Raw genomic sequence first — 24,155 nt, 5'->3', positions numbered from 1 at the left:
ACATGATGAAAGTATTGAGTGCACGTCAGCCACGCTGGAATGACGTCGAACACACCTCGTTGAACCTGTTGGTCACCTTCGAAGAGTCCAAAGATACATTGGGGGAAATGCCATTTACGGCCTCTCCGAAAGATCCGGAATCGCACGGCCGTGAACTGTTTGAACGGGCGACGGCACTGGAGTACGGCGACATCGCCGAGCCCAGCGACGAGACTTTGAAAAATACACAGCGCATGAAATGCTCAGGCCTTTCAGCGTTGGCATCGTCGACGATCACAAAGTTGCAGGGCGACTTGAGTACGTTGCAGGACTCTATCGCCCTGGAAATGGCGACAGAGGAAGAGCTCGCTCAGGTGCCAGTGGTTCAGGCGCAGCTGGATCTTTGGAGAAAGTACCGGGTATTGCTTTCAAGAGTAGAAACCCAGGCCGCTTTTCCTCGCACGATCGATTGGCCGCAGCAACCTGATTGATTGCTGATGTAAGCGCGGGAGCGTCGGTTCATGACGCTCCCGCCAGTCTGCGGTGTCTTGCTAATGAAGGTTCTACTAAAGAGTGGTTGGATTGAAATGTCCGTTACCCAAGACCAACTGGTCAACATCCTCCCCAACGCCCGCACCCAAGCGGGCGTTTTTATTTCTGCGCTCAATGCTGCCATGGAGCGCTTTCTTATCAATACACCCACACGCATCGCCGCGTTTCTTGCGCAAGTCGGTCACGAATCCGGGCAATTGCAGTACGTACGCGAACTGGGCAACAACCAATACCTGAGCAAATACGACACCGGCACCCTGGCCTTGCGCTTGGGCAACACGCCCGAAGCTGACGGCGACGGGCAAAAATACCGCGGGCGCGGGCTCATCCAGATCACCGGGCGCAGCAACTATCGCCAGTGCAGCCTCGGTCTGTTTGGCGATGAACGCCTGCTGTCGCTGCCAGAACTGCTCGAACAACCGCAATGGGCGGCCGAATCTGCCGCTTGGTTCTGGGAGCAGAACGGCCTCAACGAACTGGCTGATCGCGACCAGTTCAACACCATCACCCGGCGAATAAACGGCGGGTTGAACGGCTTGCAGGATCGCCTGGAAATCTGGGCGCGGGCGAGGGCGGTGCTATGCCAATCCCCTGGCGAATGATTGGCTTACTCTTATTGGCCGTCGGCGCTTTTGTGGCGGCCTGGCAGTTTCAGGACTGGCGCTACGGCCGCCAACTTGCCGAGCAATCGCGTTTAAATACAGAAACGCTGAATCAACGGAGTCTCGCCGCCGCCTCGGCGCAACAGGCCGAGCAGGATAAACGCCTGGCGCTTGAGCAACGGCTCGTGACCAGTGAACAAACCCACTATCGAGCACTGAGCGATGCCCAACGTGATCAGGATCGCCTGCGCGATCGCCTTGCCACTGCTGATGTGCGCCTGTCAGTCCTTCTCGACGCAGGCGATGTTGCCCACGGCTGCAAACTGCCAGCCACCGCCAGCCCCGGCGGCGTGGATCATGCAGCCGTACGCGCCCGACTTGACCCGGCGCATGCTCAACGAATTATCGCCATCACCGACACCGGCGACCGCGGACTGATTGCCTTGCAGGCGTGTCAGGCCTATGTCAGAGCGCTCGCGCCCGAACATTTTGAATGACTCTGTGTCTTGAAAGCGCAACCGGCTCGTGTACGGTGGAGGCATTCCACACGATCCGGAGTGCGCCGTGAAAGAGATCACCCAATTGGCTGCTGAACTGGGCCGACGCCTGCAAGTGCTCAATGCCCATGTCACCACTGCCGAGTCGTGTACCGGTGGCGGCATCGCCGAAGCGATCACGCGGATTCCCGGCAGCTCGGCCTGGTTTGAAGCGGGTTACGTGACGTATTCCAACCGGCAGAAAACCCAGCAATTGAATGTGCCGACCGGGTTGTTCGAGACGGTAGGCGCGGTCAGTGCCGAGGTGGTTGAGGCGATGGTGCGTGGCGCGCAGGACAAAAGTCTGGCGCGATTTGCCGTGGCGGTCAGCGGTGTGGCGGGGCCGGACGGTGGTTCACCAAACAAACCGGTCGGCACCGTGTGGCTGGCCTGGGGGGTTGGCGAAACGGTGACCAGTGAGGTTCAACACTTCCCAGGTAACCGCGATGAAGTCCGCCGACAAACGGTGAAGGCCGCGCTAGAGGGGCTCCTGCGACTAGCGGCACGAGAAATCGAAAATCAGGGGTAGGCGATCCGCGAACGCTGTGGAATAATACTGGCTACTTATACAGGTGTTGGCCGTCAGGCCTTATTGATTACGTGAGGACTTTAATGGACGACAACAAGAAGAAAGCCTTGGCTGCGGCCCTGGGTCAGATCGAACGTCAATTCGGCAAGGGTGCCGTAATGCGTATGGGCGATCAGGACCGTCAGGCGATCCCGGCTATCTCCACTGGCTCTCTGGGTCTGGACATCGCGCTCGGCATTGGCGGTCTGCCAAAAGGCCGTATCGTTGAAATCTACGGTCCTGAATCCTCCGGTAAAACCACACTGACTCTGTCCGTGATTGCCCAGGCTCAGAAAGCTGGCGCGACCTGCGCATTCGTCGATGCCGAACACGCCCTCGACCCTGAGTACGCCGGCAAACTGGGCGTCAACGTCGACGACCTGCTGGTTTCCCAGCCGGACACCGGTGAACAGGCACTGGAAATCACCGACATGCTGGTGCGCTCCAACGCCGTTGACGTGATCATCGTCGACTCCGTGGCAGCCCTGGTACCGAAGGCTGAAATCGAAGGTGAAATGGGTGACATGCACGTGGGCCTGCAAGCCCGTCTGATGTCCCAGGCACTGCGTAAAATCACCGGTAATATCAAGAATGCCAACTGCCTGGTGATCTTCATCAACCAGATCCGTATGAAGATCGGCGTGATGTTCGGTAGCCCGGAAACCACTACCGGTGGTAACGCGCTGAAGTTCTACGCGTCGGTTCGTCTCGACATCCGCCGTACCGGCGCGGTGAAAGAAGGCGACGAAGTGGTCGGTAGCGAAACCCGCGTCAAGGTTGTGAAGAACAAGGTGGCTTCGCCGTTCCGTCAGGCCGAGTTCCAGATTCTTTACGGCAAGGGCATCTACCTCAACGGCGAGATGATCGACCTGGGCGTGCTGCACGGTTTCGTCGAGAAGTCCGGTGCTTGGTACGCCTACGAAGGCACCAAGATCGGTCAGGGCAAGGCCAACTCGGCCAAGTTCCTGGCGGACAACCCGGAAATCGCGAAAAAGCTTGAGAAGCAACTGCGTGACAAGCTGCTGACCCCAGCGGCCGACACCAAGGCTTCGCCGGTCAAAGAGACCGAAGACGACCTGGCCGACGCTGATATCTGATAGCAACGATGAGCACCGTCGTACTCGAAACCCTCGTCGCGGTGCGGCGAACCGCCATGGATCTGCTCGCACGTCGCGAGCACGGTCGAGTCGAGCTGACGCGCAAACTGCGTCAACGCGGCGCCGAGGCGGAGATGATCGAAACAGCCCTCGACCGTCTGACGGAAGAGGGCCTGCTTTCCGAAGCCCGTTACCTTGAAAGCTTTGTTTCCTATCGTGCCCGCTCCGGCTATGGCCCATTGCGGATTCGAGAAGAACTGAGCCAGCGCGGTTTGCAACGCGCTGATATCGAACTTGCCCTGCGCGATAGCGGTATCAGTTGGCAGGAGCAACTTCAGGAAACGTGGCGGCGCAAATTCTCCGGGCATTTGCCGATTGATGCGAAAGAACGGGCCAAGCAAGGCCGGTTCCTTGCGTATCGGGGCTTCTCGATGGAGATGATCAACCGCTTGTTCAGCGGTCGAGGGATGGACGATTAAGACGCCTCAATAAAAACGGCCCGCTATGGAAATAGCGGGCCGTTTTTTTTTGCCTTTAAATTGCCTTTGACGGCTCACGCGTACGTTGCGCCGCTTGCGGTTTGGACTGCGCCCAGTTTTCCGGCAAGTTGATGTAGTCAATCAGCTCCCTCAACCGCCCTTGATTGCGCGCATTGAAGGCGAAAGCCAATCGCGCCAGATGGCTGAATTGCGCTTCGTCGTGTTCCTCGCCGCTGTAGGCGTGTTGATGAAAGTGGTCGCTGAGACACAAATCGGCAAACGCCTCCTGCATATGCTCAAGCGCTTGTTCGCTGAGCTTGTGATTCATGCGAATCACGAACTGTCGCTTGAGCCAGCGGCTGGAGTGGAAGTTGCTGTAGAACTGGTTGATCTGCTCCACCGCCTCTTCGACCGTGTACACCAGGCGCATCAGTTTCATGTCGGTCGGCAGGATGTAGTGATTTTCCTCCAGTTGCTGGCGAATGAAATCCATCGCGCCCTGCCAGAACGTGCCGCCCGGAACATCCAGCAACACCACCGGCACCAGCGGACTTTTTCCGGTCTGAATCAACGTCAGCACTTCCAGTGCTTCATCCAGCGTGCCGAAACCCCCGGGGCACAGCACCAGCGCGTCGGCCTCTTTGACGAAGAACAGTTTCCGGGTGAAGAAGAAGTGGAACGGCAGCAAATTGTCGGTGCCGTCGACGGTCGGGTTCGCATGCTGTTCGAAGGGCAGGGTGATATTGAAGCCGAGGCTGTGATCGAGGCCGGCACCTTCGTGGGCGGCGGCCATGATGCCGCCACCGGCACCAGTGATGACCATCATGTCCGAGCGTGCCAGTTGCGCGCCGAGTTCTCGGGCCAGCGCATACAGCGGATGTTCGACCGGTGTGCGTGCCGAGCCGAACACAGTGACTTTACGTCGGCCCTTGAATTGCTCCAGCACGCGAAACGCCTGCTCCAGTTCGCGCAGGGCTTGCAGGGTGATCTTGGCGTTCCAGCGATTGTGGTCTTCCTGAGCCATGCGCAGCACGGTCAGGATCATGTCGCGGTAAATGGGAAGGTTCGGGCTGTTGGGGGAAACACGGCTGAGTTGTGCTTCGACCTGGCTGATGAGGTCGGGGCCGCTTTCCTGAAAATGACGACTCAACAGGTCATTCGGTTGGTAAGGCATTCAACGTCTCCTTCTGCACAGAGCGGGTGGCCCTGACGAGCGGCGTCAGGGCCGCGCTGCAAAAACACACACGATCGGCAGTTCCATTTCTGCCGTTAACAGGTAATCGGGAATACTTTGAATTTAGACCCTTGCGTGCAATTGCGCTGACCCGATCATTGCGCCGCAATGTTCTGGCTGGCAACCGCTTGTTGATATTCAGGGATCGGCACACCGCTCGTCTGAACGTGCTACGCGCGCTAAACCCTCTGATTAACTAACTTACAGGCGCCGTACGACAGCGTTGCGGCAATAACCGTACGCAAGGTGCACGTTTTTGAAGGATTTGCGGGTAGCCAGGAGGCGGGACATGACCAGAGTGGTTCTGGAGATCGATGCACAGTTGTATCGAATGTTGAAAGCATCTGCCGAGACCCATCAGGTCAGTCTCGAAGAGGAATGCTGCCGGCGTTTGGCGGGTGGCGAACATCCGTCGCAGTATCTTCAGGCCTTGCTGGCCGAATTGCGCGCCGAGGATGAACAGCGGCGCGCCAATTCGCGATGATTACTTCTTCTTCGCCGGGGCAGTTTTCGGGCAATCCGAATCCTGATAGCTGGCGGAGCCGATCGCCTTGTTGGTTTTCACTTCGGTGAAGTCGTAACGCATGACCGCGCCTTTGGCCATCAGCTTGCGAAACGCCGGGTTGTTGCACACCGAAGCGCCCAGTTGAAAGTACACAGCCTTGGGATCAGCACGCATTTTTTGCGCATGACTGGCCTGCACGCTCAGGTGGTTGATCAGCGTGGTGCCTTCAACGGTGAAACCCTGATCAAGAATGTCTTCACTGATGGCGCGTGGCGTGCCGACGCTGCTCTGGGCGGCGACGTTGCGCAGCTCGCGGTTCAGATTCTGCTCACTCAAGGATGCAGCCTGAGCGGTGAAGGACGACGCCAGCAGAATGGCAGCGGTGGGAACGATAAGGCGCAGCATGAAACTCTCCTGATTCGGTGACTGGTGGTTCGACCAGCCTCGGGGCTGTGCGTTCAGTGGCGCCGAATTATAGGGGAGCCGGTCGGGAGGGTACAGGCTTGTCCCCGTTGCTCTGGTAAACTGCCGGCCTTTATTGCCCTGCCGAGTGCTGTTCGTGTCGAGTTTCCCTGTCTGCCGGCGTTGCCCGCGATGAACCATGCCCCCAACGCCGTCGCCCGTTTGCGTGACCAGCGCGAAGATGAAGGCATCAAGCCGATTCAGGCCCGTGGCTTTCGCTCCGAGCGTTGCCGCGATTGCCGGGTGATCATCAGCCATTGCCTGTGTGCGTGGCGACCAAGCGTCGACACGCGTTCAGGCGTGTGCCTGATCATGACCGGCAAGGAAGTGTTCAAACCAAGCAACACCGGTTGGCTGATTGCCGATGTCGTGCGCGATAACCATGCGTTCATCTGGTCGCGCACCGAGCCCGATCCGCAGATGCTGGCGCTGCTCAACGACCCGCAATGGCAGCCTTATCTGGTGTTCCCCGGCGAATACGTCGAGCCGTCACGGGTGACCAACACGGTCGCGCCCGACAGCAGCAAGCGCCCGCTGTTTATTCTGCTGGATGCGACGTGGACGGAAGCGCGGAAAATTTTCCGCAAGAGCCCGTATTTCGATCGCTTGCCGATCCTGAGCCTGCTGCCCGACAAACTCTCGCGCTATCGCTTGCGCCGTTCGACCCGCAGCGAGCACCTGTGCACCGCCGAAGTCGCGGCGCTGTGCCTGGAGCTGGCCGGCGACGCGGATGCCGCCTCGGCGCTGGACGCCTATTTCGATGTGTTCAGCCAGCATTACCTCGGCGCCAAGCAACAACTGGACATGAATGAATCCACCCCCGCGCACGCCGAGTTGCTGCCCTATATACGAAAGCCGCAGCCGGAGTTGGCGCAATAGTGGCCCATACTGTAGCCACCGGCGGCCTTGCTGCTTGACCACCCAGTCTTCGCTGGGCATGCTTGGCGCCGATTAGGGTGCGGCCAAGGTTTGAAACGCCGTCTTTGCTGGTTATTGGCGTTGAACGTGCCCCTGTGGATACCGCTCGCAAGCGGCATCTTGAGTTGCTTTGGCCAGACCCGACTGCATCGGGTCTGCCATCAAAAACAGGATCATTTGAAAAATGGCCACATACGACATCCTGATTGCCGATGATCACCCCCTGTTTCGTAGCGCCCTGCATCAAGCGGTGACGCTGGGCCTTGGCCCGGATGTGCGACTGGTGGAGGTGGCGAGCATCGCCGAACTGGAAGCGCGCCTGACCGAAAAATCTGACTGGGATCTGGTGCTGCTGGATCTGAACATGCCCGGCGCTTTCGGGTTTTCCGGGTTGGTCATGCTGCGCGGGCAGTATCCGCAGATTCCGGTGGTGATGGTTTCGGCTCAGGAAGAAGCCTCTGTGGTGGTCAAGTCCCGTGAATTCGGCGCCAGTGGCTTTATTCCCAAATCCAGCGACCTCAGCGTGATTCAGCAAGCCGTGCGCAAAGTGCTTGATGGCGATGTGTTCTGGCCGCCGCAAGCGTTCGAAGCAGTTGCCGTGTCCGACGAAGCCAAAGCCGCCAGCGATGGCCTCGCCAGCCTGACGCCGCAGCAGTTCCGCGTGCTGACCATGGTCTGCGAAGGCCTGTTGAACAAGCAGATTGCCTATGAGTTGAGTGTGTCGGAAGCGACCATCAAGGCCCACGTCACGGCGATCTTCCGCAAGTTGAATGTGCGCACCCGCACGCAGGCTGCGTTGCTTCTGCAACAACTTGAGTCAATTCCGAGTCAATAAAGCCTGGCGCCTTCACGCTTTTTTGACTTTTGTTGATCTAGCTTTCTCACTCCTTTTTGGTTGGTCTCAACGTTATGTCACCTTTCAAGGGCCAGACCGGCCTGAAACGCATCCTTAATGCCTCCGGTTACTCGCTGGACGGTCTGCGCGCAGCTTTCACCGGTGAAGCGGCGTTCCGCCAACTGGTGTTGCTCAACGTGATCCTGATTCCGGTGACGTTCTTTCTGAATGTCAGCCGTGTTGAACAGGCGTTGTTGATCGCGGTGTGCCTGCTGGCGCTGATCGTCGAGCTGCTGAATTCGGCGGTCGAAGCGGCCATCGACCGCATCTCGCTGGAACTGCACCCATTGTCAAAGAACGCCAAGGACATGGGCAGCGCCGCGCAATTCGTCGCGCTGAGCATGATCGGTCTGGTGTGGGCAGTGATTCTGCTTTAAGCGATCGTTGGCAAGACGATCTCGTCGCTGCGCTGAACCCCGGCGGTGAAAGCGCGGCACAGTTCGAGAAACTCGCGCATCGCCGAGGTCTGGTATTTCTGTTTGTGCCAGATGAAGTAGAACTGCCGCGCCAGATCCAGATCCGGCGTTTCCACCGGCACCAGACTGCCGCGTCGGAACGCATCACGCAGCGCCAGTCGCGAAATGCAGCCAATCCCCAGCCCCGATTCCACCGCGCGTTTGATCGCTTCGGTGTGTTCCAGCTCCAGACGGATATTCAGCGCGCTGCGATGATGACGCATGGCCTGATCGAAGGTCAGCCGCGTGCCGGAACCTTGTTCACGCAGAATCCACGCCTCGTGCGTCAGCTCTTCCATGGTTGCGGTGCCGCGTTTGGCCAAGGGATGCTGCGGCGCGCAAAACACCACCAGCTCATCCTCAACCCAACTCTGCACTTCGATGTCCGGGTGGCTGCAATCGCCTTCGATTAGACCCAGATCAATTTCGTAGTGGGCAACTTGTTGCACGATATTGGCAGTGTTCTGCACGTGCAGCTTCACCTGACTTTCCGGGTGGCGCTGCATGAAACTGCCGATCAACAGGGTCGCCAGGTAATTGCCGATGGTCAGCGTGGCGCCGACCGACAGCGAGCCGAAACCGGATTTGCCGTTGAGCAGGTCTTCGATTTCCTTGGCCTGATCGAGCAGCGCCACCGCTTGCGGCAGCAACTGTTTACCGAGGGCGTTTAGGCTAAGCCGTTTGCCGGCGCGGTCGAACAGCTGGCAGCTGGACTGACGCTCAAGCTCGGTGATCGAAGTGCTGGCAGCCGACTGCGAGAGGTTGAGCAGACCCGCAGCACGGGATACGCTTTCCTGCTGGGCGACGGCGACGAAGACTTGCAGTTGACGGAGAGTAAATCGCATATCGATATAACCGATAACCCTTATCTTAATAATCCAGTTAACAGATATTGTCGTCGCTATTAGAATGCGATGCAATTGCGCACCGTCGCCTTCAAAAGCCAGCGCAGACCCAATCTCCAGGAGTCAAACGTACATGAGCAACATGAACCACGAGCGTGTCCTCAGTGTTCATCACTGGAACGACACTCTGTTCAGCTTCAAGTGCACCCGCGATCCGGGCCTGCGCTTCGAGAACGGTCAGTTCGTGATGATCGGCCTGCAACAGCCTAACGGCCGCCCGCTTATGCGCGCTTACTCGATCGCCAGCCCGAACTGGGAAGAGCATCTGGAGTTCTTCAGCATCAAGGTGCAGGACGGCCCGCTGACCTCGCAGCTGCAGCATTTGAAGGAAGGCGACGAGATCATCATCTCGAAGAAGCCTACCGGCACCCTGGTGCTTGATGACCTGAACCCGGGTAAGCACCTGTACCTGCTGAGCACCGGCACCGGTCTGGCGCCGTTCATGAGCGTGATTCAGGATCCGGAAACCTACGAGCGCTTTGAAAAAGTGATCCTGGTTCACGGCGTACGCTACGTCAACGAAGTCGCCTACCGCGAATTCATCACCGAGCACCTGCCGCAGAACGAGTTCTTCGGCGAAGCGCTGCGTGACAAGCTGATCTATTACCCGACCGTGACCCGCGAGCCGTTCGAGAATCAGGGCCGTCTGACTGACCTGATGCGCAGCGGTAAACTGTTCAGCGACATCGGCCTGCCACCGATCAACCCGCAGGACGACCGTGCAATGATCTGCGGCAGCCCGAGCATGCTCGACGAGACCAGCGAAGTGCTCGACAGCTTCGGCCTGAAGATCTCGGCGCGGATGCGCGAGCCGGGTGATTACCTGATCGAGCGTGCGTTCGTCGAGAAGTAAAACGCAATACCTGTAGGAGCCGAGCTTGCTCGCGAAGTAGGTCTGACATTCAACATTGATTTCGAATGTGAGACCGCTGATCGCGAGCAAGCTTTGCTCCTACAAAGATTTAGGTGTGACAGTAAAAGCCCGCGTTGCCTGAGAAGGCAGCGCGGGCTTTTTCGTTTCCGGGGGTTACGCTTCGGCAGGAATGACTTCGAGCACGCGAATCTGCTCAGGCGTCGGGTAATGCCAGCGCACGTCCAGATCCCAGAACTGCGCGCCGTATTCGCGCTCAGGTACCGGGGTTTGGTACGCCGGACGCGGATCCTGGGCCAGACACTGTTCAATCAACGCAACCAACGGTTCATCAAGGCGCTGAGCGTGTGTGTGCGCTTGTTTCAGTGCCGAGTCCGTCCACTGCACGTCAATCAGCTGCGGTGCTGCACTGGCGATGCTGTTGGAGGCTTCGGGGATGATATCGGCGTAAGGCACGTAGGGTTTGACGTCGAGAACCGGCGTGCCGTCGAGCAAATCGATGCCCGAGATGAACAGGCGATTGGCTTCGACCTTGTCCAGTTTCACCACAGACTGACCGATGCCGTTGGGTCGGTGAGTCGCGCGGGTGGCGAACACGCCCATGGACTTGTTGCCGCCCAAGCGGGGTGGGCGGACTTTCAGGCGTGGTTTTTCTTCGAGTGCCTGATGAAACAGGAACAGCAACCAGACGTGACTGACCTGTTCCAGGCCTTGCACGGCGTCACCCTGATCGAACGGCGCCACCAGTTCCAGCACGCCACGGGCGGCGGGGGCCAGTTGCGGCTGGCGCGGGATGGCGAATTTCTCCTTGAAGCAGGAGCGCACGAAACCGATGGGGGAGACGCTGTAAGTCATGGTTTGCATTCGAAGCGGGGCAGGGTGGGCATGATAACCCGGCGGGCCTCAAGTCTGGTGTTGGCAAGGCTGGCCTATTCGCGAGCAAGCTCGCTCCCACAGGGATCTTGTGCACGCCATAGATCCAATGTGGGAGCGAGCTTGCTCGCGAAGGCCGCGCCGCCGATCTACAGACTGAAACCACCATCCAGCGGAATGATATTCCCGGTCATATAGGCCCCGGCGGTACTCGCCAAACTGATCGCCAACGCCGCCATCTCTTCCTCACGCCCCCAACGCTTCATCGGAATCACCGCCGTGTCCTCAGCCAACGCCTTCTCATCATTGCCAATATGCTGAGTCATCTTGCTCGGAAACCTTCCCGGTGCGATCACATTGACATTGATGTGCTGGCTCACCAGCTCCCGCGCCAGAATTCGCGACAATTGGTGCAGGGCAGCCTTACTCGGCCCGTAGGCGTACGCCTGCTCCCCAAACGAAGAAATCCCCGCCACCGAACCAATATTGATAATCCTCGCCGGATTCGCCGCCGAGCCTGCCTTGCGCAACAGCGGCAGAAACTGCTGGATGCAGGTGAACACCGACGTCACGTTGAGCTGCATCACCTTCTCCCAGCCCTTGACCGGGTAGCTCTCCAGCGGCGCGCCCCACGTGGTGCCGGCATTGTTCACCAGAATATCCAGATGGGTGATTTGCTCGCCCAGACGCGCGGCCAGTTCCTGCACGCCTTCTTCAGTCGCCAGATTCGCTGCCATGCCGTAGCAAGTACCCAAAGCGCTGAGTTCTTCCGCGGTTTGATGACAGGCTTCGGCGTCGCGCGAGCAGACATAGACACGCGCGCCAGCCTCGACGAAGGCTTTGGCGATCATTTTGCCGATACCACGGGTGCCGCCGGTCACCAGAGCGGTGCGGCCTTGCAGGGAGAAATACGGGTGCATGGCGAGTCCTGAGTGCTAGGGATCAATACACCCTAGTCGTCAGCCGCGAAAAGCGGAGCCACTATTTTTGCAGGGAATGAACGGTCATGCATTGCGGTGGCGACCATCGATCGCCACCGCAGCGAGGATCAGGCCGGGCGAACGCGAAGGGTCAGACCTTTGAGGAAGTTGCGCAGCAACTGGTCGCCACACGGGCGGTAGTTGGTGTGGCCGACCTTGCGGAACAGTGCGCTGAGCTCAGGCTTGGACACCGGGAACTCGGCAGCCTTGAGGATCGCGTGCATGTCGTCTTCTTTCAATTCGAAGGCCACGCGCAGCTTTTTCAGGATGATGTTGTTGGTCACCGGCACTTCGATCGGCTGCGGCGGACGGCTTTCATCCTTGCCACGCTTGAAGATCACCAGGCCGTCGAGGAAGTGCGCGATGACTTCGTCCGGGCAGCGCACGAAACCTTCTTCGTCTTCTTCTTTCTTGTCGAGCCAGGTCAGCACGTCAGCGAGTGCTACGTCCATGCCGCCGAGTTTGATGATTTCGACAACTTTCTTGTCACTGATGTCGAGCATGTAGCGCACGCTGCGCAATACGTCGTTATGAATCATGTGAGTAATCCTGATAAGCGTTGTGGGCAGCACGCGGGCGCGCTGCCGGAATGTGTGGCGGCAGTGGAAGTCTTAGAACTTCTCTTTGCCGGACAGGTAGCGCCATTGGCCGACCGGGACTTTGCCGATCGAGACGCCGCCGATGCGGATACGGCGGATGCCGATGACCTTGAGGCCAACCGCTGCGCAGAACTGGGCGATGATCCCCGGCTGCGGGTTTTTCATGGCGAAGCGCAGGCGGTTTTCGTTCTGCCAGCTGGCCTTGACCGGCGGCAGCTCTTTGCCCTTGTGCGTCAGGCCGTGCTGCAAGCGGTTGAGGCCGTGGGCGACCATGTCGCCTTCAACTTCGACTACATATTCCTGCTCGATCTTCGCAGCGTCAGCGGTGAGCTTGCGCAGGATTTTCCAGTCTTGGGTGAACACCAGCAGCCCGCTGGCCTTGGCTTGCAGGTCGGCGCTGGCGGTCAGGCGCAGGAAGTGGCCGCGCAACGGGCGTTTGCCATAGCGGTGTTCTTCGCTGAGGGTGTCGATGCTCAGCGATTGCATGGCGCTTTCGACGTCCATGCCGGCCGGCGCGTTGAGCAGGATGGTCACCGGCTCCGGCGCGGTGGCCTGGGCGTCCTTGTCGAGCTCGACCTTCTGGTCGCCGACCTTGAACTGCGGTTCGTCGATGACTTCGCCGTCCACGGTGACCCAGCCGCCCTCGATGAACAGCTCGGCCTCCCGGCGGGAGCAACCGACCAGTTCGATGAGGCGTTTGGAGAGGCGAATCGGGTCAGTCATGACAGGGCCGTAACAAAAAAGGGGTGGGCATTGTACCTGTGTGGCGCCGGTTAAGCCCGGTTCCATTTACAGGCGCTGAATTCAATGTGGGAGCGGGCTTGCTCGCGAAGGCGTCATGCCAGTCTATGTGTGCAGTGACTGGTACACCGCATTCGCGAGCAAGCTCGCTCCCACAGGGTTCTACAGGGTTTCAACCATTACTGGAGCGTTGCTGATTTTGCCGCAAACGCATATGCAGCAACGGATACGGCTGGCCCATACCATCCACTTCAGAGCGGCCGATCACTTCAAACCCCTGCTTGAAGTAGAAGCCAAGCGCCTGCGGGTTCTGTTCGTTGACGTCCAGCTCATCGGCGTTCAAATGCTGCATCGCATAGTTGAGCAGCTTCTTGCCCAAACCTTGACCGCGAAAATCCGGATCAATGAACAGCATCTCAATCTTGCCCGCCGCGACCCCGGCAAACCCGGTTATGCGCTGGTCGGCGTCCTTGGTGCAAATCAGCATCACCGCATCCAGATAGCGGGTCAGCACCAAATTACGCAGCAGCTCGATGTAGCTGTCCGGCAGAAAATCATGGGTGGCGCGAACCGAGGCCTCCCAGACCCGGGTCAGTTCCTGATAATCGCTGAGTTTCGGCGTGTGGATAACCGAGTGGTGACGCATGCCCGTTGGCCTCTTGTTCGTTCAAGGGAGTCCGTCCCCCGATAAACGATAGCCGTAAAAAAGCCCCGCATCTTGGAAAAAGAGCGGGGCTTTTTGTATTTGTTGCGGTGTCTGGCTGGATACTTCTGTCGCCAGCTAGATCTCTCCCGCTCACCCCAACCCTCTCCCCCAGAGGGGCGAGGGGGAAGGGAGCTGACCTTCGTGCTGTTCAAAATCTGAGTTCGACTCGATATTTCAAGTCGCCGTAATTCGAAAGAACACCTCGATCAGTCCCCTCTCCCTCTGGGAGAGGGCTAGGGTGAGGGGCTTTTGACCTTCAGATCAGATCTGCTCAGCCCACAGATCGTATTCATCAGCATCAGTCACTTTGCACCAGACCTTGTCGCCCGGCTTCAGGTTACTGCCGTTATCAATAAACACGTTGCCATCGATTTCCGGGGCGTCGAAGAAGCAGCGGCCAACCGCGCCTTGCTCGTCAACTTCGTCCACCAACACTTCGATTTCACGGCCGATGCGCATTTGCAGACGTGCCGAGCTGATCGCTTGCTGGTGGGCCATAAAGCGATCCCAACGATCCTGCTTGACCTCGTCCGGAACGATCTCCAGATCCAGATCGTTGGCCGGAGCGCCTTCTACCGGCGAGTACTGGAAGCAGCCGACGCGGTCGAGCTGCGCTTCGGTCAACCAGTTCAGCAGGTACTGGAAGTCTTCTTCGGTTTCGCCCGGGAAGCCGACGATGAAGGTCGAACGGATGATCAGATCCGGGCAGATTTCGCGCCAGTTCTTGATCCGCGCCAAGGTCTTGTCTTCGAACGCCGGGCGTTTCATCGACTTCAACACTTTCGGGCTGGCGTGCTGGAACGGGATGTCCAGGTACGGCAGGATCTTGCCGGCCGCCATCAGCGGGATCAGCTCGTCAACGTGCGGGTACGGGTAAACGTAGTGCAGACGTACCCAGACGCCCAAAGTGCTCAGTGCTTCACAGAGTTCGGTCATGCGGGTTTTCACCGGCGCGCCGTTCCAGAAACCGGTGCGGTATTTCACGTCAACGCCGTAAGCGCTGGTGTCTTGCGAAATAACCAGCAACTCTTTAACGCCGGATTTGACCAGACGTTGAGCTTCGTCGAGCACATCGCCGACCGGACGGCTGACCAATTTGCCGCGCATCGACGGGATGATGCAGAAAGAGCAGCTGTGGTTGCAGCCTTCGGAAATCTTCAGGTAAGCATAGTGACGCGGGGTCAACTTGATGCCTTGCGGCGGCACCAGGTCGATCAGCGGGTTGTGGTCTTTACGCGGCGGCACGACTTCGTGCACGGCGTTGACCACTTGCTCGTACTGCTGCGGGCCGGTCACGGCCAGCACGCTCGGGTGCACGTTGCGGATGTTGCCTTCTTCCACGCCCATGCAGCCGGTGACGATCACCTTGCCGTTTTCCTTGATCGCTTCGCCGATCACTTCCAGCGACTCAGCCTTGGCCGAATCGATGAAACCGCAGGTGTTGACGACTACAACGTCGGCGTCCTGATAGCTGGACACCACGTCATAACCTTCCATGCGCAGCTGGGTCAGGATGCGCTCGGAGTCGACCAGTGCTTTCGGGCAACCCAGAGATACAAAGCCAACCTTTGGATTGGCCGGCGCAGGAGTGGTGGACATGTCTAACCTCGGTATTTTGTGACGCCGCTTGCGCAGTGCGGAAGCCGACGGATGGGCGCTTAGGGTGCGCCTCTGATCAAAAAGTGCGCAATTCTAGCGGCGAGAAGCGCACTTGACCAGCTTTATGCCGGGAAATACGACGAGTGCTGCGCTATGCTTCGCGCCGTTGGGCTTTACCAATTTTTTACAGTCAACAAATCGTCTGTAACAACAGGTAAATCAGCGCATCATGCTGCACGACAAAGCATAGTGCTTCATTGAAAAGAAGCCGGTTCCGGTAAGTCAGGAGTGTTGGATGGGTCAGGCAAGTAGTCATGCGGCAGGCGCCGAGGGTTCGGCAACCAAGCCGCTGAGTATGCTGGTCGCGGCGGTCGGGGTGGTTTACGGCGACATCGGCACGAGCCCGTTGTACACCCTCAAAGAAGTGTTTTCCGGCGGCTACGGTGTGCCCGTCAATCACGACGGCGTGCTGGGCATTCTGTCGTTGATCTTCTGGTCGCTGATCTGGGTGGTTTCGATCAAATACATGATGTTCGTGCTGCGCGCCGACAACCAGGGCGAGGGCGGCATCATGGCGCTCACCGCATTGGCAAGGCGAGCGGCAGGGCATCGCAAAAAGCTGCGTTCATTATTGGTGGTTTGCGGACTGATCGGCGCTGCGCTGTTTTATGGCGACAGCATGATCACCCCGGCGATTTCCGTACTCTCGGCGATTGAAGGTCTGGGGCTGGCATTCGATGGCATCGACCATTGGGTGGTGCCGCTGTCATTGGTGGTTCTGGTCGGGTTGTTCCTGATCCAGCGTCACGGTACCGCGCGGATCGGCATCCTCTTCGGGCCGATCATGGTCACCTGGTTCCTCGTCCTCGGCGCGCTTGGTGTGTATGGCATCAGCCACACGCCAGAAGTGCTGCATGCGATGAACCCGATGTGGGCGGTGAATTTCTTCGTCGTTCATCCGGGCATGGGCGTGGCGATCCTCGGTGCCGTGGTGCTGGCGCTGACCGGTGCCGAAGCGCTGTACGCCGACATGGGCCACTTCGGTCGCAAACCGATTGCCCGCGCGTGGTTCATTCTGGTGTTGCCGGCGCTGGTGCTCAACTACTTCGGTCAGGGCGCTTTGCTGCTGGAAAACCCGGAAGCGGCGCGTAACCCTTTCTATCTGCTGGCGCCGAGCTGGGCGTTGATTCCGCTGGTCGGCCTGTCGACACTGGCCACGGTGATTGCCTCGCAAGCGGTGATTTCCGGCGCGTTCTCCCTGACCCGTCAGGCGATTCAGCTCGGCTACATTCCGCGCATGTACATCCAGCACACCTCCAGCGCCGAGCAGGGCCAGATTTATATTGGCGCGGTGAACTGGGCGTTGATGGTTGGCGTGGTGTTGTTGGTGCTCGGCTTCGAATCGTCTGGCGCACTGGCCTCGGCCTACGGCGTGGCGGTGACGGGCACCATGCTGATGACCACCATTCTGGTGTCGGCAGTGATGCTGCTGCTGTGGAAATGGCCACCAATCCTTGCCGTGCCGGTGTTGATCGGTTTCCTGCTGGTGGACGGTCTGTACTTCGCCGCCAACGTGCCGAAGATCGTGCAGGGTGGTGCATTCCCGGTGATCGCCGGTATTGCGCTGTTCGTGCTGATGACCACTTGGAAGCGTGGCAAGCAGCTGCTGGTCGATCGCCTCGACGAAGGCGCGCTGCCGCTGCCGATCTTCATCAGCAGCATCCGCGTGCAACCGCCGCATCGTGTGCAGGGCACCGCGGTGTTCCTCACCGCGCGCTCCGACGCCGTGCCGCATGCGTTGTTGCACAACCTGCTGCACAACCAAGTGCTGCATGAGCAGGTGGTGTTGCTGACAGTGGTCTACGAAGACATTCCGCGCGTGCCGCCATCGCGACGTTTCGAGGTGGAAGCGCACGGGGAGGGCTTCTTCCGGGTGATCCTGCACTTCGGCTTCACCGACGAGCCGGACGTGCCGCAGGCGCTGAAGCTGTGTCATCTGGATGATCTGGATTTCAGCCCGATGCGCACGACCTACTTCCTCAGCCGCGAAACGGTGATTGCCTCGAAGCTGGAAGGCATGGCGCGTTGGCGTGAGGCGCTGTTTGCGTTCATGTTGAAGAATGCCAATGGGAACTTGAGGTTCTTCAATCTGCCGCTGAACCGGGTGATTGAGTTGGGGACGCAAGTGGAGATGTAACTTGGCGTTATAGAAGAAGCCCCCGTCAGCGCTAGTGGCTGGCGGGGGCTTTTTTGTGTCCGTACACATTGCTTGAATACTGCACCAAGCCCCCTGTGGCAGCGGGCTTGCTCGCGAAGGCGGTGGATCAGCTACTGGAGATGCCGTCTGACGCAACGCCTTCGCGAGCAAGCCCGCTCCCACAATGATTCTGGGTATTTCCTGTATCCCGTGATCAATCCTCCTGTAGGAGTGAGCCTGCTCGCGATAGCGGTGTGTCAGTTGGCAAATAGGTGGCTGACACTCCGCTATCGCGAGCAGGCTCACTCCTACAGGGGATTGGGGTGATCCTCTGAATGTAAAAAGCCCCCGCCATCGTGAGATGGCGGGGGCTTTTTTAAGGACGCTTCAGATCACTCTTCCGCGACCTGGCTCGCCGCCTGACGCTTCTCGATCAAGTCCACCAAGCGCTTGGCCAGCGCCGGGTAGTTCTCGTCGAAGTGGTGGCCGCCGGGCAGTTTCACTGCTTCACCGACTGCAGTATTGTCGGTGCAACCACTTTCATCCGCCTCTTCTTCGCCATAGATGCAGATCACCTTGGCCGGTGGCAACTTGGCCATTTCCGGGCCGGTGGCGGCTTCTTTGCCGGCGTTGCCGAGCCAGCCTTCGACTTCGATTTCGAAGCTGCCGGTGCGGGCGAAGGCGAGCAGGATGATGGCGTCTACGCGTTGCTGCTCGGTGTCCGGCAGGCGGTTGTAGATCGCCGGCAGAACGTCTGCACCGAACGAATAACCGGTGAGGATGAAGCGTTTGGTGCCCCATTTCTGCCGGTAGTGCTGCATCAGTTCGCTCAGATCCAGTGCGCTTTGCTCCGGGCTCTTGTGCTGCCAGTAGTAGCGCAGGGTGTCGATGCCGACCACCGGATAGCCAATCTTGGCCATTTCACCGGCCACATCGCGGTCGAGGTCGCGCCAGCCGCCGTCACCGGAGAGGAACAGGGTGACAGTGTCTTTGGCCTGACCGGCCGGCACTTCAACCACCGGAATCGCCAGGCCACCGTTAGCCTTGTCGCCGCCGACGAGGATTTTGCGTAGTTCGTTGTTCAGCACTTGCGGCAGGTTGATGTCGTAGTCGCTGATGCTGGTTTCGGCGTTCGGTTGATCGCGCACGAAGCCTGCGCTGGCGTCGTCCGGGTTGTCGTTCCACGCTGCCAGCCAGTGGCCGTGGGCAGCGGATTTCGGCAGCAGGTGGGTGCAGCCACCTTTTTCCAGCGCCAGGTCGACGGAAATGGCCTGGGCCTTGTCGTCTTTCTGTTCCGCCAGCCAGCGCCAGGCCAGCACCGCGCCAGGGCCGATGCCGCTGACCAGAGTGGCCGGGCCGTTCAGCTCGCGCAGGCCGGTTTGCAGGGCGCGGCTTTGTTGCAGGCAGTCCTTGGGCAGAATCACCTGAACGATCTGCGCCGAGGCACTGCGGCTCAGGGTGGTCAGTTGATTGTCGGTCAGCTTCTGGTCGCTATTGACCGCCACCAGCACCTGCGCCTTGGGCTTGGTGCCGGGGATGATGCGGGTCAACACGGTGCCGTCGGCTGCCGTAATGGGTTCGAGCGTCGGTTCCGGTGCCGGGCGTTTGAGGTACCAGTAACCGCCGCCGGCAATCACGGCCAGCACAATCAGTGCGGCCAGGATGTACTTCAGGGAGCGTTGAATCATCAGCGTTTCACCAATCCAGTCAAGCCGCCCGCGATCAGGGCAGCAGTGTCGGCCAGCGCCACCAACGGATCGAGTCCGGCGGGCACGGCCATATAACGGGGTTCCCAGTCAGGCTGGAACTTGTCTTTGAAGCGGCGCAAGCCTTGGAAGTTGTACAGCTGCTCACCACGGCGGAATACCATCGAGCCCAGACGCTGGGTCAGCGGTGCACCACGGCGGGGTTGCAACCCCGACAACGGCACCATGCCCAGGCTGAAACGCGCGTATCCGTGACTCTTATAATGTTGAATCAGGCCGACCATCATGAATTCCATGGTCAGCTTCGGCGCATCCGGGTGCGCGCGCATCAGGTCGAGACTGGCCAGATCATGGCTGAACGTCTCAAGCAGGTTGGCGAACGCCACCGGGCGACCTTCGAAGCGAATCACCGCGATGCGGAAATGCTTCAGGTATTCGTCGCTGAAACGGCCGAGGGAGAAACCTTTCTCGCGCACGTTCTTACCGGTCAGCCAGGCATCGGAAATCACTTTCAGCTCATCCATCGGCGCCTGGCCCGGCTCGTGGATCTCCAACGACAGACCGTCGCGGGTGCCTCGGTTCCAGGTGTAACGCAGATCCTTCATCTCTTTGCCCTTGGCTTCCAGGTCAAAGCGATGCAGATCGACGCGGGCTTCTTCGCCAAGCTTGATCGCGGTCAGGCCGATGTCCATGTAGTACGGCAGGTTCTCCGCGCGTACCTGATAGAACACCGGGCGCGCATGGTAAATGTCGCAGAGGTCGCGGAACTGCCAAATCATTTCTGCGCGTTGCTGGCCGGGGCCGATCGGGTCGTACAGCGCCACCAGGCTGCGGCCACGACGGGCGTACATCAGAAACGCCTCGTCGTTGGGGTGGAACAGCAGCGCCTTGTCACCGGTCAGCGCGAGGCCGCCGTCGGGTTGCGAAGAGGCCATCAAAATCTTCGAGGCGCGCTCCAGTTCATCCGGCGTCGGCAAGTGAATCACCGGGCGCGCAGTGCGCAGCAGCCAGGTCAGGGCGATCACCAACAGCAACACCGCAGCACCAAGCAGCGAACGCAGTCCGCGTGGGGCATCAGCGTCGAGGGTGAACTGCCACCACAGTTGATGGCTGTAAGGAACATCCTGATAGGCGAACAGCAGCAGCCAGGTCGATGCACCGAGGACGCACAGGCTGGCGACCAGATACAGCGGCGAGAAGGGCAGTTCGGTCAGTCGGCTCGGGCGGTAGAACGAGCGACGGAAAACCCCCAGCAACGCGGCGGTGAGGGTCATCAGCGTGGCTTCTTCCCAGTCGAAGCCTTTAAGCAGCGAGAGCAGGGCGCCGACCAGCAACAGAATGGTGGTCAGCATCCATGCTGCCGACAGGCGACGGCGCAGACCTTGGGCGAGCATCAGACACAACACGCCAATCAGGCTGGCGCCGAAGTGCGAAGCGTCGACCAGGCGATGTGGAATCAGAAAACCAATGTGCTCAAGACGCGTGTCGATCTCGGGCGTTGCGCCGGAAAACAGCAGCACCACGCCGGAGAGGAACACCAGCACCGCAAGGATCGGCGCGGCCAGACCCGAGGCAGCGCGCATTGTTTGCGATTGAAACAGGCGCTGACCTTCGTTGATCAGCAGCACTACGCAGGCCACCAGCAACGGCAGCACCACGTAGATCAGGCGATACAGCAGCAGGGCTGCGGCCAGTGGTGCGGCGCCGAGCTTGTCGGCAAACGCTGCCAGCAGAATCGCTTCGAACACGCCAACGCCGCCAGGCACATGGCTGAGCACGCCAGCGGCAAGGGCGAGCAGATACACCAGCAGGAACGCGCCAAACGGTGGCGCTTCGGGCAGCAGCAGATACAGCACGGTCGCGGCGGCGGCGACGTCGAGTGCGGTGATGATCAGTTGCAGAAAGGTCAGACGGCGACCCGGCAGGCGCAAGGTGCGGCGACCGACCCGAACCAGCAGGTTGTCACGCAGTGGTTGTTCCGGCAGACGCCGACGATAGATGCCGATAGCCAATACCGCGCCAAGCAACAGCACGACAGCGGCAACTGTGCCCAGCAAACCTTCGGACAGGCCGAGTGCCGCAGAGGCAGCGGGCAGGTCACTCAGCGTCGCCAGCGCAGCCAGTGGCGGCAGGGCGCAACCCAGCGACAGGCTGGCGAACAGGGTCATGTGCGCGACTTCCGCCGCCCCCAGACCATGCCGTGCATATAAACGATAGCGAACCGAGCCGCCGGACAGCAGCGACAGGCCAATGGCGTTGCCAATCGCAAACGCGGTGAACCCGCCCATCGCCAGAGTACGCGGCGGCAAGGTCACGCCGGCATAGCGGCTGGCCGACCATTCATAGCCGAGCAGAATAATGAAGCCGACCACCGTCGCACCGAAAGCGCCGAGCAGGGCGGGTTTCGGTACCTCGAGAATCGAGTCGTGCAGAGCGTCGAGATCAAGCTCGGCCAATAGATGGCGACAGGCAATCAGCGCAATGGCGAACAGCAGCAACGTAACGGCCAGACCAATTGGCTGACGGTATTTGCTCAAACGATCCAGCAAGCGCAAACGCTCGGGCTTGATCGGATGTTCCGCTGTGACGGTGTCTTGTGGATCAGACGAGTTGGCGCGCATCAATCACCTCTTGGATTGTGCGCGACAGGATGGAGGTATCCAGCCAAGTTACCAATCCCTGTAGAAAAAAATAATCACAAAATACTACGCCTCTCACCGGGTATCGGCGAGGGCAGTTCCTGGATTGCAGACGTCGTGCCTGCGACACAAGCATAGTCGCAAGTTGGCGAGTCTGAAGATCCCAAGCGTTCACTGCACAGTGACAGATCATTGTTGCGAAAGGACTTTTTCAACAGATACAAAAAAGGCCACTCTTTCGAGTAGCCTTTTTTGATGTTTGGTTGCGGGAGCCGGATTTGAACCGACGACCTTCGGGTTATGAGCCCGACGAGCTACCAGACTGCTCCATCCCGCGTCTGTGTGGCGGCATTCTACAGAGGAACGACGGGGTGTCAACCGCTAATCCCGTAAAGGGTCAAATAAGTGTGAGATCGCGTCAAACGGTCGCAGGTCGCGCCTAAGTTTCGGAAATGCAACGAATTCCTGTTTGGCGATCGCTTCCTTATAAGTAGAAGAAATCTGCAAAACAGACGCGCACAAAAAAGGCCACTCTTTCGAGTAGCCTTTTTTGATGTTTGGTTGCGGGAGCCGGATTTGAACCGACGACCTTCGGGTTATGAGCCCGACGAGCTACCAGACTGCTCCATCCCGCGTCTGTGTGTCGGCATTCTACAGAGGATCGCCGGGGTGTCAACCCGCAATCTGGATAAAATCTGTTGAGGTTCAATCGGTTAGCGCTTTTTGCAGTGCCTGAAAAGGCGTGCAGGGCAGGTGGCACAAGGGTTTCAGCTCTATCGAAGGGCTTCTTTCGATTGAGAAAATAAATTCATCGGCCTTTTCCTACGCGTGGAAAAGAACATTCTTACCACTGGTGCTATATACAGGTGTCAGTGAGATACTGCCGATCCGGCTCGCCATGTTTCCTTTTCTGTCATGACTCAGCGAAAAATCATCCACGTCGACTGTGACTGTTTCTACGCCGCCATCGAGATGCGTGATGACCCGAACCTCGCCGGCAAGCCTTTGGCGGTAGGTGGTTCGGCGGATCGGCGCGGTGTCATCGCCACCTGCAACTACGAGGCGCGGGCCTATGGCGTGCGCTCGGCGATGTCCTCGGGGCATGCCTTGAAGCTGTGCCCGGATCTGACCATCGTCAAACCGCGCATGGACGCCTATCGCGAAGCCTCGAAAGAAATCCATGTGATTTTCAGCGACTACACCGATCTGATCGAACCGCTGTCGCTGGACGAGGCTTATCTGGATGTCTCGGACAGTGCGCATTTCGGCGGCAGCGCCACGCGTATTGCTCAAGACATTCGTCGACGCGTCTCCAATCAACTGCATATCACCGTGTCTGCCGGTGTGGCGCCGAACAAGTTTCTGGCGAAGATCGCCAGCGACTGGAAAAAACCCAATGGTTTGTTCGTGATCACCCCGGATCAGGTCGAGGACTTCGTCAGCGGTTTGCCGGTGAGCAAACTGCACGGCGTCGGCAAGGTCACCGCCGACAAACTGGGCAGGCTCGGCATTGTTGACTGCTCGCAATTGCGCGAGTGGGACAAGTTGGCGCTGGTGCGCGAATTTGGCAGTTTCGGCGAGCGAATGTGGAGCCTGGCGCGTGGGATTGATGATCGTCTGGTGCACAACGACAGTCGGCGTCAGTCAATCAGCGTGGAAAATACCTACGACGTTGATCTGCCGGATTTGCGCAGTTGCCTCGACAAGTTGCCTGAGCTGCTGGAAACCCTGAAAACCCGCATGGCACGGATCGACAGCAGTTATCGACCGGGCAAGCCGTTCGTCAAAGTGAAGTTTCATGACTTTACCCAAACCACGCTGGAACAGGCCGGGGCAGGGCGGGATTTGGGCAGTTATCAGTTGATGCTGACGCAGGCGTTCAATCGCGGCGGGAAACCGGTGCGGTTGTTGGGGGTTGGGGTGAGGCTGGAGGATTTGCGGGGAGGGTTTGAGCAGATGGAGTTGTTTGAGCGTTAAAGTCAAAAGATCGCAGCCTTCGGCAGCTCCTACATTGGAACGCGTTTTCCTGTAGGAGCTGCCGAAGGCTCGGGCCGCGT

General features: G+C 59.1%; 24 protein-coding genes and 2 tRNA genes. 13 read left to right on the top strand and 13 right to left on the bottom strand.

Annotation, left to right across the window (positions count from 1 at the left end):
• Positions 1 to 2: 2 nt before the first annotated feature.
• From KFS80_RS16205 to recX, 6 genes are all read left to right on the top strand, one after another.
• Positions 3 to 470 (top strand): tail fiber assembly protein, encoded by a 468-nt coding sequence (locus tag KFS80_RS16205; RefSeq protein ID WP_246541879.1) that lies wholly within the window; start codon positions 3 to 5, stop codon positions 468 to 470.
• A 96-nt stretch (positions 471 to 566) separates the two neighbouring features.
• Complete coding sequence (locus KFS80_RS16200) at positions 567 to 1,133, top strand: glycoside hydrolase family 19 protein (RefSeq protein ID WP_212545315.1); 567 nt, start codon at positions 567 to 569, stop codon at positions 1,131 to 1,133.
• The gene (locus KFS80_RS16195) at positions 1,112 to 1,630 is read left to right on the top strand and encodes a lysis system i-spanin subunit Rz (protein WP_212545314.1); all 519 of its coding nucleotides are present in this window, start codon (positions 1,112 to 1,114) and stop codon (positions 1,628 to 1,630) included. The genes KFS80_RS16200 and KFS80_RS16195 overlap by 22 nt, the downstream gene beginning before the upstream one ends.
• Before the next feature lie 67 nt (positions 1,631 to 1,697).
• Complete coding sequence (locus KFS80_RS16190) at positions 1,698 to 2,198, top strand: CinA family protein (protein ID WP_053117718.1); 501 nt, start codon at positions 1,698 to 1,700, stop codon at positions 2,196 to 2,198.
• Between the two features lie 83 nt (positions 2,199 to 2,281).
• Positions 2,282 to 3,334, top strand: a complete 1,053-nt coding sequence (recA, locus tag KFS80_RS16185) for a recombinase RecA (protein ID WP_159813148.1) — start codon at positions 2,282 to 2,284, stop codon at positions 3,332 to 3,334.
• An 8-nt stretch (positions 3,335 to 3,342) separates the two neighbouring features.
• Positions 3,343 to 3,813: a recombination regulator RecX gene (gene recX, locus KFS80_RS16180; RefSeq protein WP_212545313.1), complete on the top strand. Its 471-nt coding sequence runs from the start codon at positions 3,343 to 3,345 to the stop codon at positions 3,811 to 3,813.
• A 55-nt stretch (positions 3,814 to 3,868) separates the two neighbouring features.
• Here the strand turns inward: recX and KFS80_RS16175 are convergent, their stop codons facing one another.
• Entirely contained in the window at positions 3,869 to 4,987 is a 1,119-nt protein-coding gene (locus KFS80_RS16175; RefSeq protein ID WP_212545312.1) for an LOG family protein, read from the bottom strand.
• Positions 4,988 to 5,336: 349 nt separating this feature from the next.
• Here KFS80_RS16175 and KFS80_RS16170 point away from each other — a divergent pair, with 349 nt between their 5' ends.
• Complete coding sequence (locus KFS80_RS16170) at positions 5,337 to 5,531, top strand: hypothetical protein (protein ID WP_053117727.1); 195 nt, start codon at positions 5,337 to 5,339, stop codon at positions 5,529 to 5,531.
• Here the strand turns inward: KFS80_RS16170 and KFS80_RS16165 are convergent, their stop codons facing one another.
• Positions 5,532 to 5,957, bottom strand: a complete 426-nt coding sequence (locus tag KFS80_RS16165) for a PA3611 family quorum-sensing-regulated virulence factor (RefSeq protein ID WP_053117728.1) — start codon at positions 5,955 to 5,957, stop codon at positions 5,532 to 5,534.
• Positions 5,958 to 6,146: 189 nt separating this feature from the next.
• Between KFS80_RS16165 and KFS80_RS16160 the strand changes: the two genes are divergently transcribed.
• The 3 genes from KFS80_RS16160 to KFS80_RS16150 all read left to right on the top strand — a co-directional run bounded on the left by KFS80_RS16160 (position 6,147) and on the right by KFS80_RS16150 (position 8,204).
• A complete protein-coding gene (locus tag KFS80_RS16160; protein ID WP_212545311.1) occupies positions 6,147 to 6,893 on the top strand; it encodes a tRNA-uridine aminocarboxypropyltransferase in 747 nt (248 codons plus the stop codon).
• 223 nt (positions 6,894 to 7,116) lie between these two features.
• Positions 7,117 to 7,767, top strand: coding sequence for a response regulator transcription factor ErdR (erdR, locus tag KFS80_RS16155; RefSeq protein ID WP_053117733.1), 651 nt, complete (start codon positions 7,117 to 7,119; stop codon positions 7,765 to 7,767).
• A 74-nt stretch (positions 7,768 to 7,841) separates the two neighbouring features.
• Entirely contained in the window at positions 7,842 to 8,204 is a 363-nt protein-coding gene (locus KFS80_RS16150) for a diacylglycerol kinase (protein WP_053117735.1), read from the top strand.
• Here the strand turns inward: KFS80_RS16150 and KFS80_RS16145 are convergent.
• Entirely contained in the window at positions 8,201 to 9,127 is a 927-nt protein-coding gene (locus KFS80_RS16145; protein ID WP_053117737.1) for a LysR family transcriptional regulator, read from the bottom strand. The genes KFS80_RS16150 and KFS80_RS16145 overlap by 4 nt on opposite strands.
• 133 nt (positions 9,128 to 9,260) lie before the next feature.
• Between KFS80_RS16145 and fpr the strand changes: the two genes are divergently transcribed.
• Positions 9,261 to 10,040, top strand: coding sequence for a ferredoxin-NADP reductase (gene fpr / locus KFS80_RS16140; protein WP_007908723.1), 780 nt, complete (start codon positions 9,261 to 9,263; stop codon positions 10,038 to 10,040).
• 174 nt (positions 10,041 to 10,214) lie between these two features.
• Here fpr and tsaA read toward each other — a convergent pair whose 3' ends face one another.
• The 6 genes from tsaA to rimO all read right to left on the bottom strand — a co-directional run bounded on the left by tsaA (position 10,215) and on the right by rimO (position 15,556).
• Entirely contained in the window at positions 10,215 to 10,913 is a 699-nt protein-coding gene (gene tsaA, locus KFS80_RS16135) for a tRNA (N6-threonylcarbamoyladenosine(37)-N6)-methyltransferase TrmO (protein ID WP_178124181.1), read from the bottom strand.
• 167 nt (positions 10,914 to 11,080) lie between these two features.
• Positions 11,081 to 11,851 carry an SDR family oxidoreductase gene (locus KFS80_RS16130; RefSeq protein WP_159813158.1) on the bottom strand — a complete coding sequence of 257 codons (771 nt, stop codon included), beginning with the start codon at positions 11,849 to 11,851 and terminating at the stop codon, positions 11,081 to 11,083.
• A gap of 128 nt (positions 11,852 to 11,979) precedes the next feature.
• The gene (locus KFS80_RS16125; protein WP_053117744.1) at positions 11,980 to 12,450 is read right to left on the bottom strand and encodes a YehS family protein; all 471 of its coding nucleotides are present in this window, start codon (positions 12,448 to 12,450) and stop codon (positions 11,980 to 11,982) included.
• Between the two features lie 72 nt (positions 12,451 to 12,522).
• Positions 12,523 to 13,233, bottom strand: a complete 711-nt coding sequence (locus KFS80_RS16120) for an rRNA pseudouridine synthase (RefSeq protein ID WP_212545310.1) — start codon at positions 13,231 to 13,233, stop codon at positions 12,523 to 12,525.
• Positions 13,234 to 13,423: 190 nt separating this feature from the next.
• Positions 13,424 to 13,897, bottom strand: a complete 474-nt coding sequence (locus KFS80_RS16115; protein WP_212545309.1) for a GNAT family N-acetyltransferase — start codon at positions 13,895 to 13,897, stop codon at positions 13,424 to 13,426.
• A 321-nt stretch (positions 13,898 to 14,218) separates the two neighbouring features.
• On the bottom strand, positions 14,219 to 15,556 hold the full coding sequence (gene rimO / locus KFS80_RS16110; protein WP_212545308.1) for a 30S ribosomal protein S12 methylthiotransferase RimO: 1,338 nt from the start codon (positions 15,554 to 15,556) through the stop codon (positions 14,219 to 14,221).
• Positions 15,557 to 15,911: 355 nt separating this feature from the next.
• Here rimO and KFS80_RS16105 point away from each other — a divergent pair, with 355 nt between their 5' ends.
• Positions 15,912 to 17,753 (top strand): potassium transporter Kup, encoded by a 1,842-nt coding sequence (locus KFS80_RS16105; protein ID WP_400754929.1) that lies wholly within the window; start codon positions 15,912 to 15,914, stop codon positions 17,751 to 17,753.
• A 392-nt stretch (positions 17,754 to 18,145) separates the two neighbouring features.
• On the opposite strand, the gene KFS80_RS16100 is transcribed toward KFS80_RS16105, so the two are convergent.
• The 4 genes from KFS80_RS16100 to KFS80_RS16085 all read right to left on the bottom strand — a co-directional run bounded on the left by KFS80_RS16100 (position 18,146) and on the right by KFS80_RS16085 (position 22,733).
• Complete coding sequence (locus KFS80_RS16100; protein ID WP_212545306.1) at positions 18,146 to 19,441, bottom strand: virulence factor family protein; 1,296 nt, start codon at positions 19,439 to 19,441, stop codon at positions 18,146 to 18,148.
• Positions 19,441 to 22,080: a bifunctional lysylphosphatidylglycerol flippase/synthetase MprF gene (gene mprF / locus KFS80_RS16095; protein ID WP_053117756.1), complete on the bottom strand. Its 2,640-nt coding sequence runs from the start codon at positions 22,078 to 22,080 to the stop codon at positions 19,441 to 19,443. The genes KFS80_RS16100 and mprF overlap by 1 nt, the downstream gene beginning before the upstream one ends.
• Before the next feature lie 278 nt (positions 22,081 to 22,358).
• Positions 22,359 to 22,435, bottom strand: a tRNA-Met gene (locus KFS80_RS16090).
• 221 nt (positions 22,436 to 22,656) lie between these two features.
• A tRNA-Met gene (locus tag KFS80_RS16085) sits at positions 22,657 to 22,733 on the bottom strand.
• A 280-nt stretch (positions 22,734 to 23,013) separates the two neighbouring features.
• Between KFS80_RS16085 and dinB the strand changes: the two genes are divergently transcribed.
• Positions 23,014 to 24,075 (top strand): DNA polymerase IV, encoded by a 1,062-nt coding sequence (gene dinB / locus KFS80_RS16080; RefSeq protein WP_053117758.1) that lies wholly within the window; start codon positions 23,014 to 23,016, stop codon positions 24,073 to 24,075.
• The last annotated feature ends 80 nt before the right edge of the window (positions 24,076 to 24,155 follow it).

The sequence above is a fragment of the Pseudomonas rustica genome, assembly GCF_018336155.1.
GTDB classification, from domain to species: Bacteria; Pseudomonadota; Gammaproteobacteria; order Pseudomonadales; family Pseudomonadaceae; genus Aquipseudomonas; species Aquipseudomonas rustica.
This window is presented reverse-complemented; position numbering and strand designations above follow the sequence as displayed.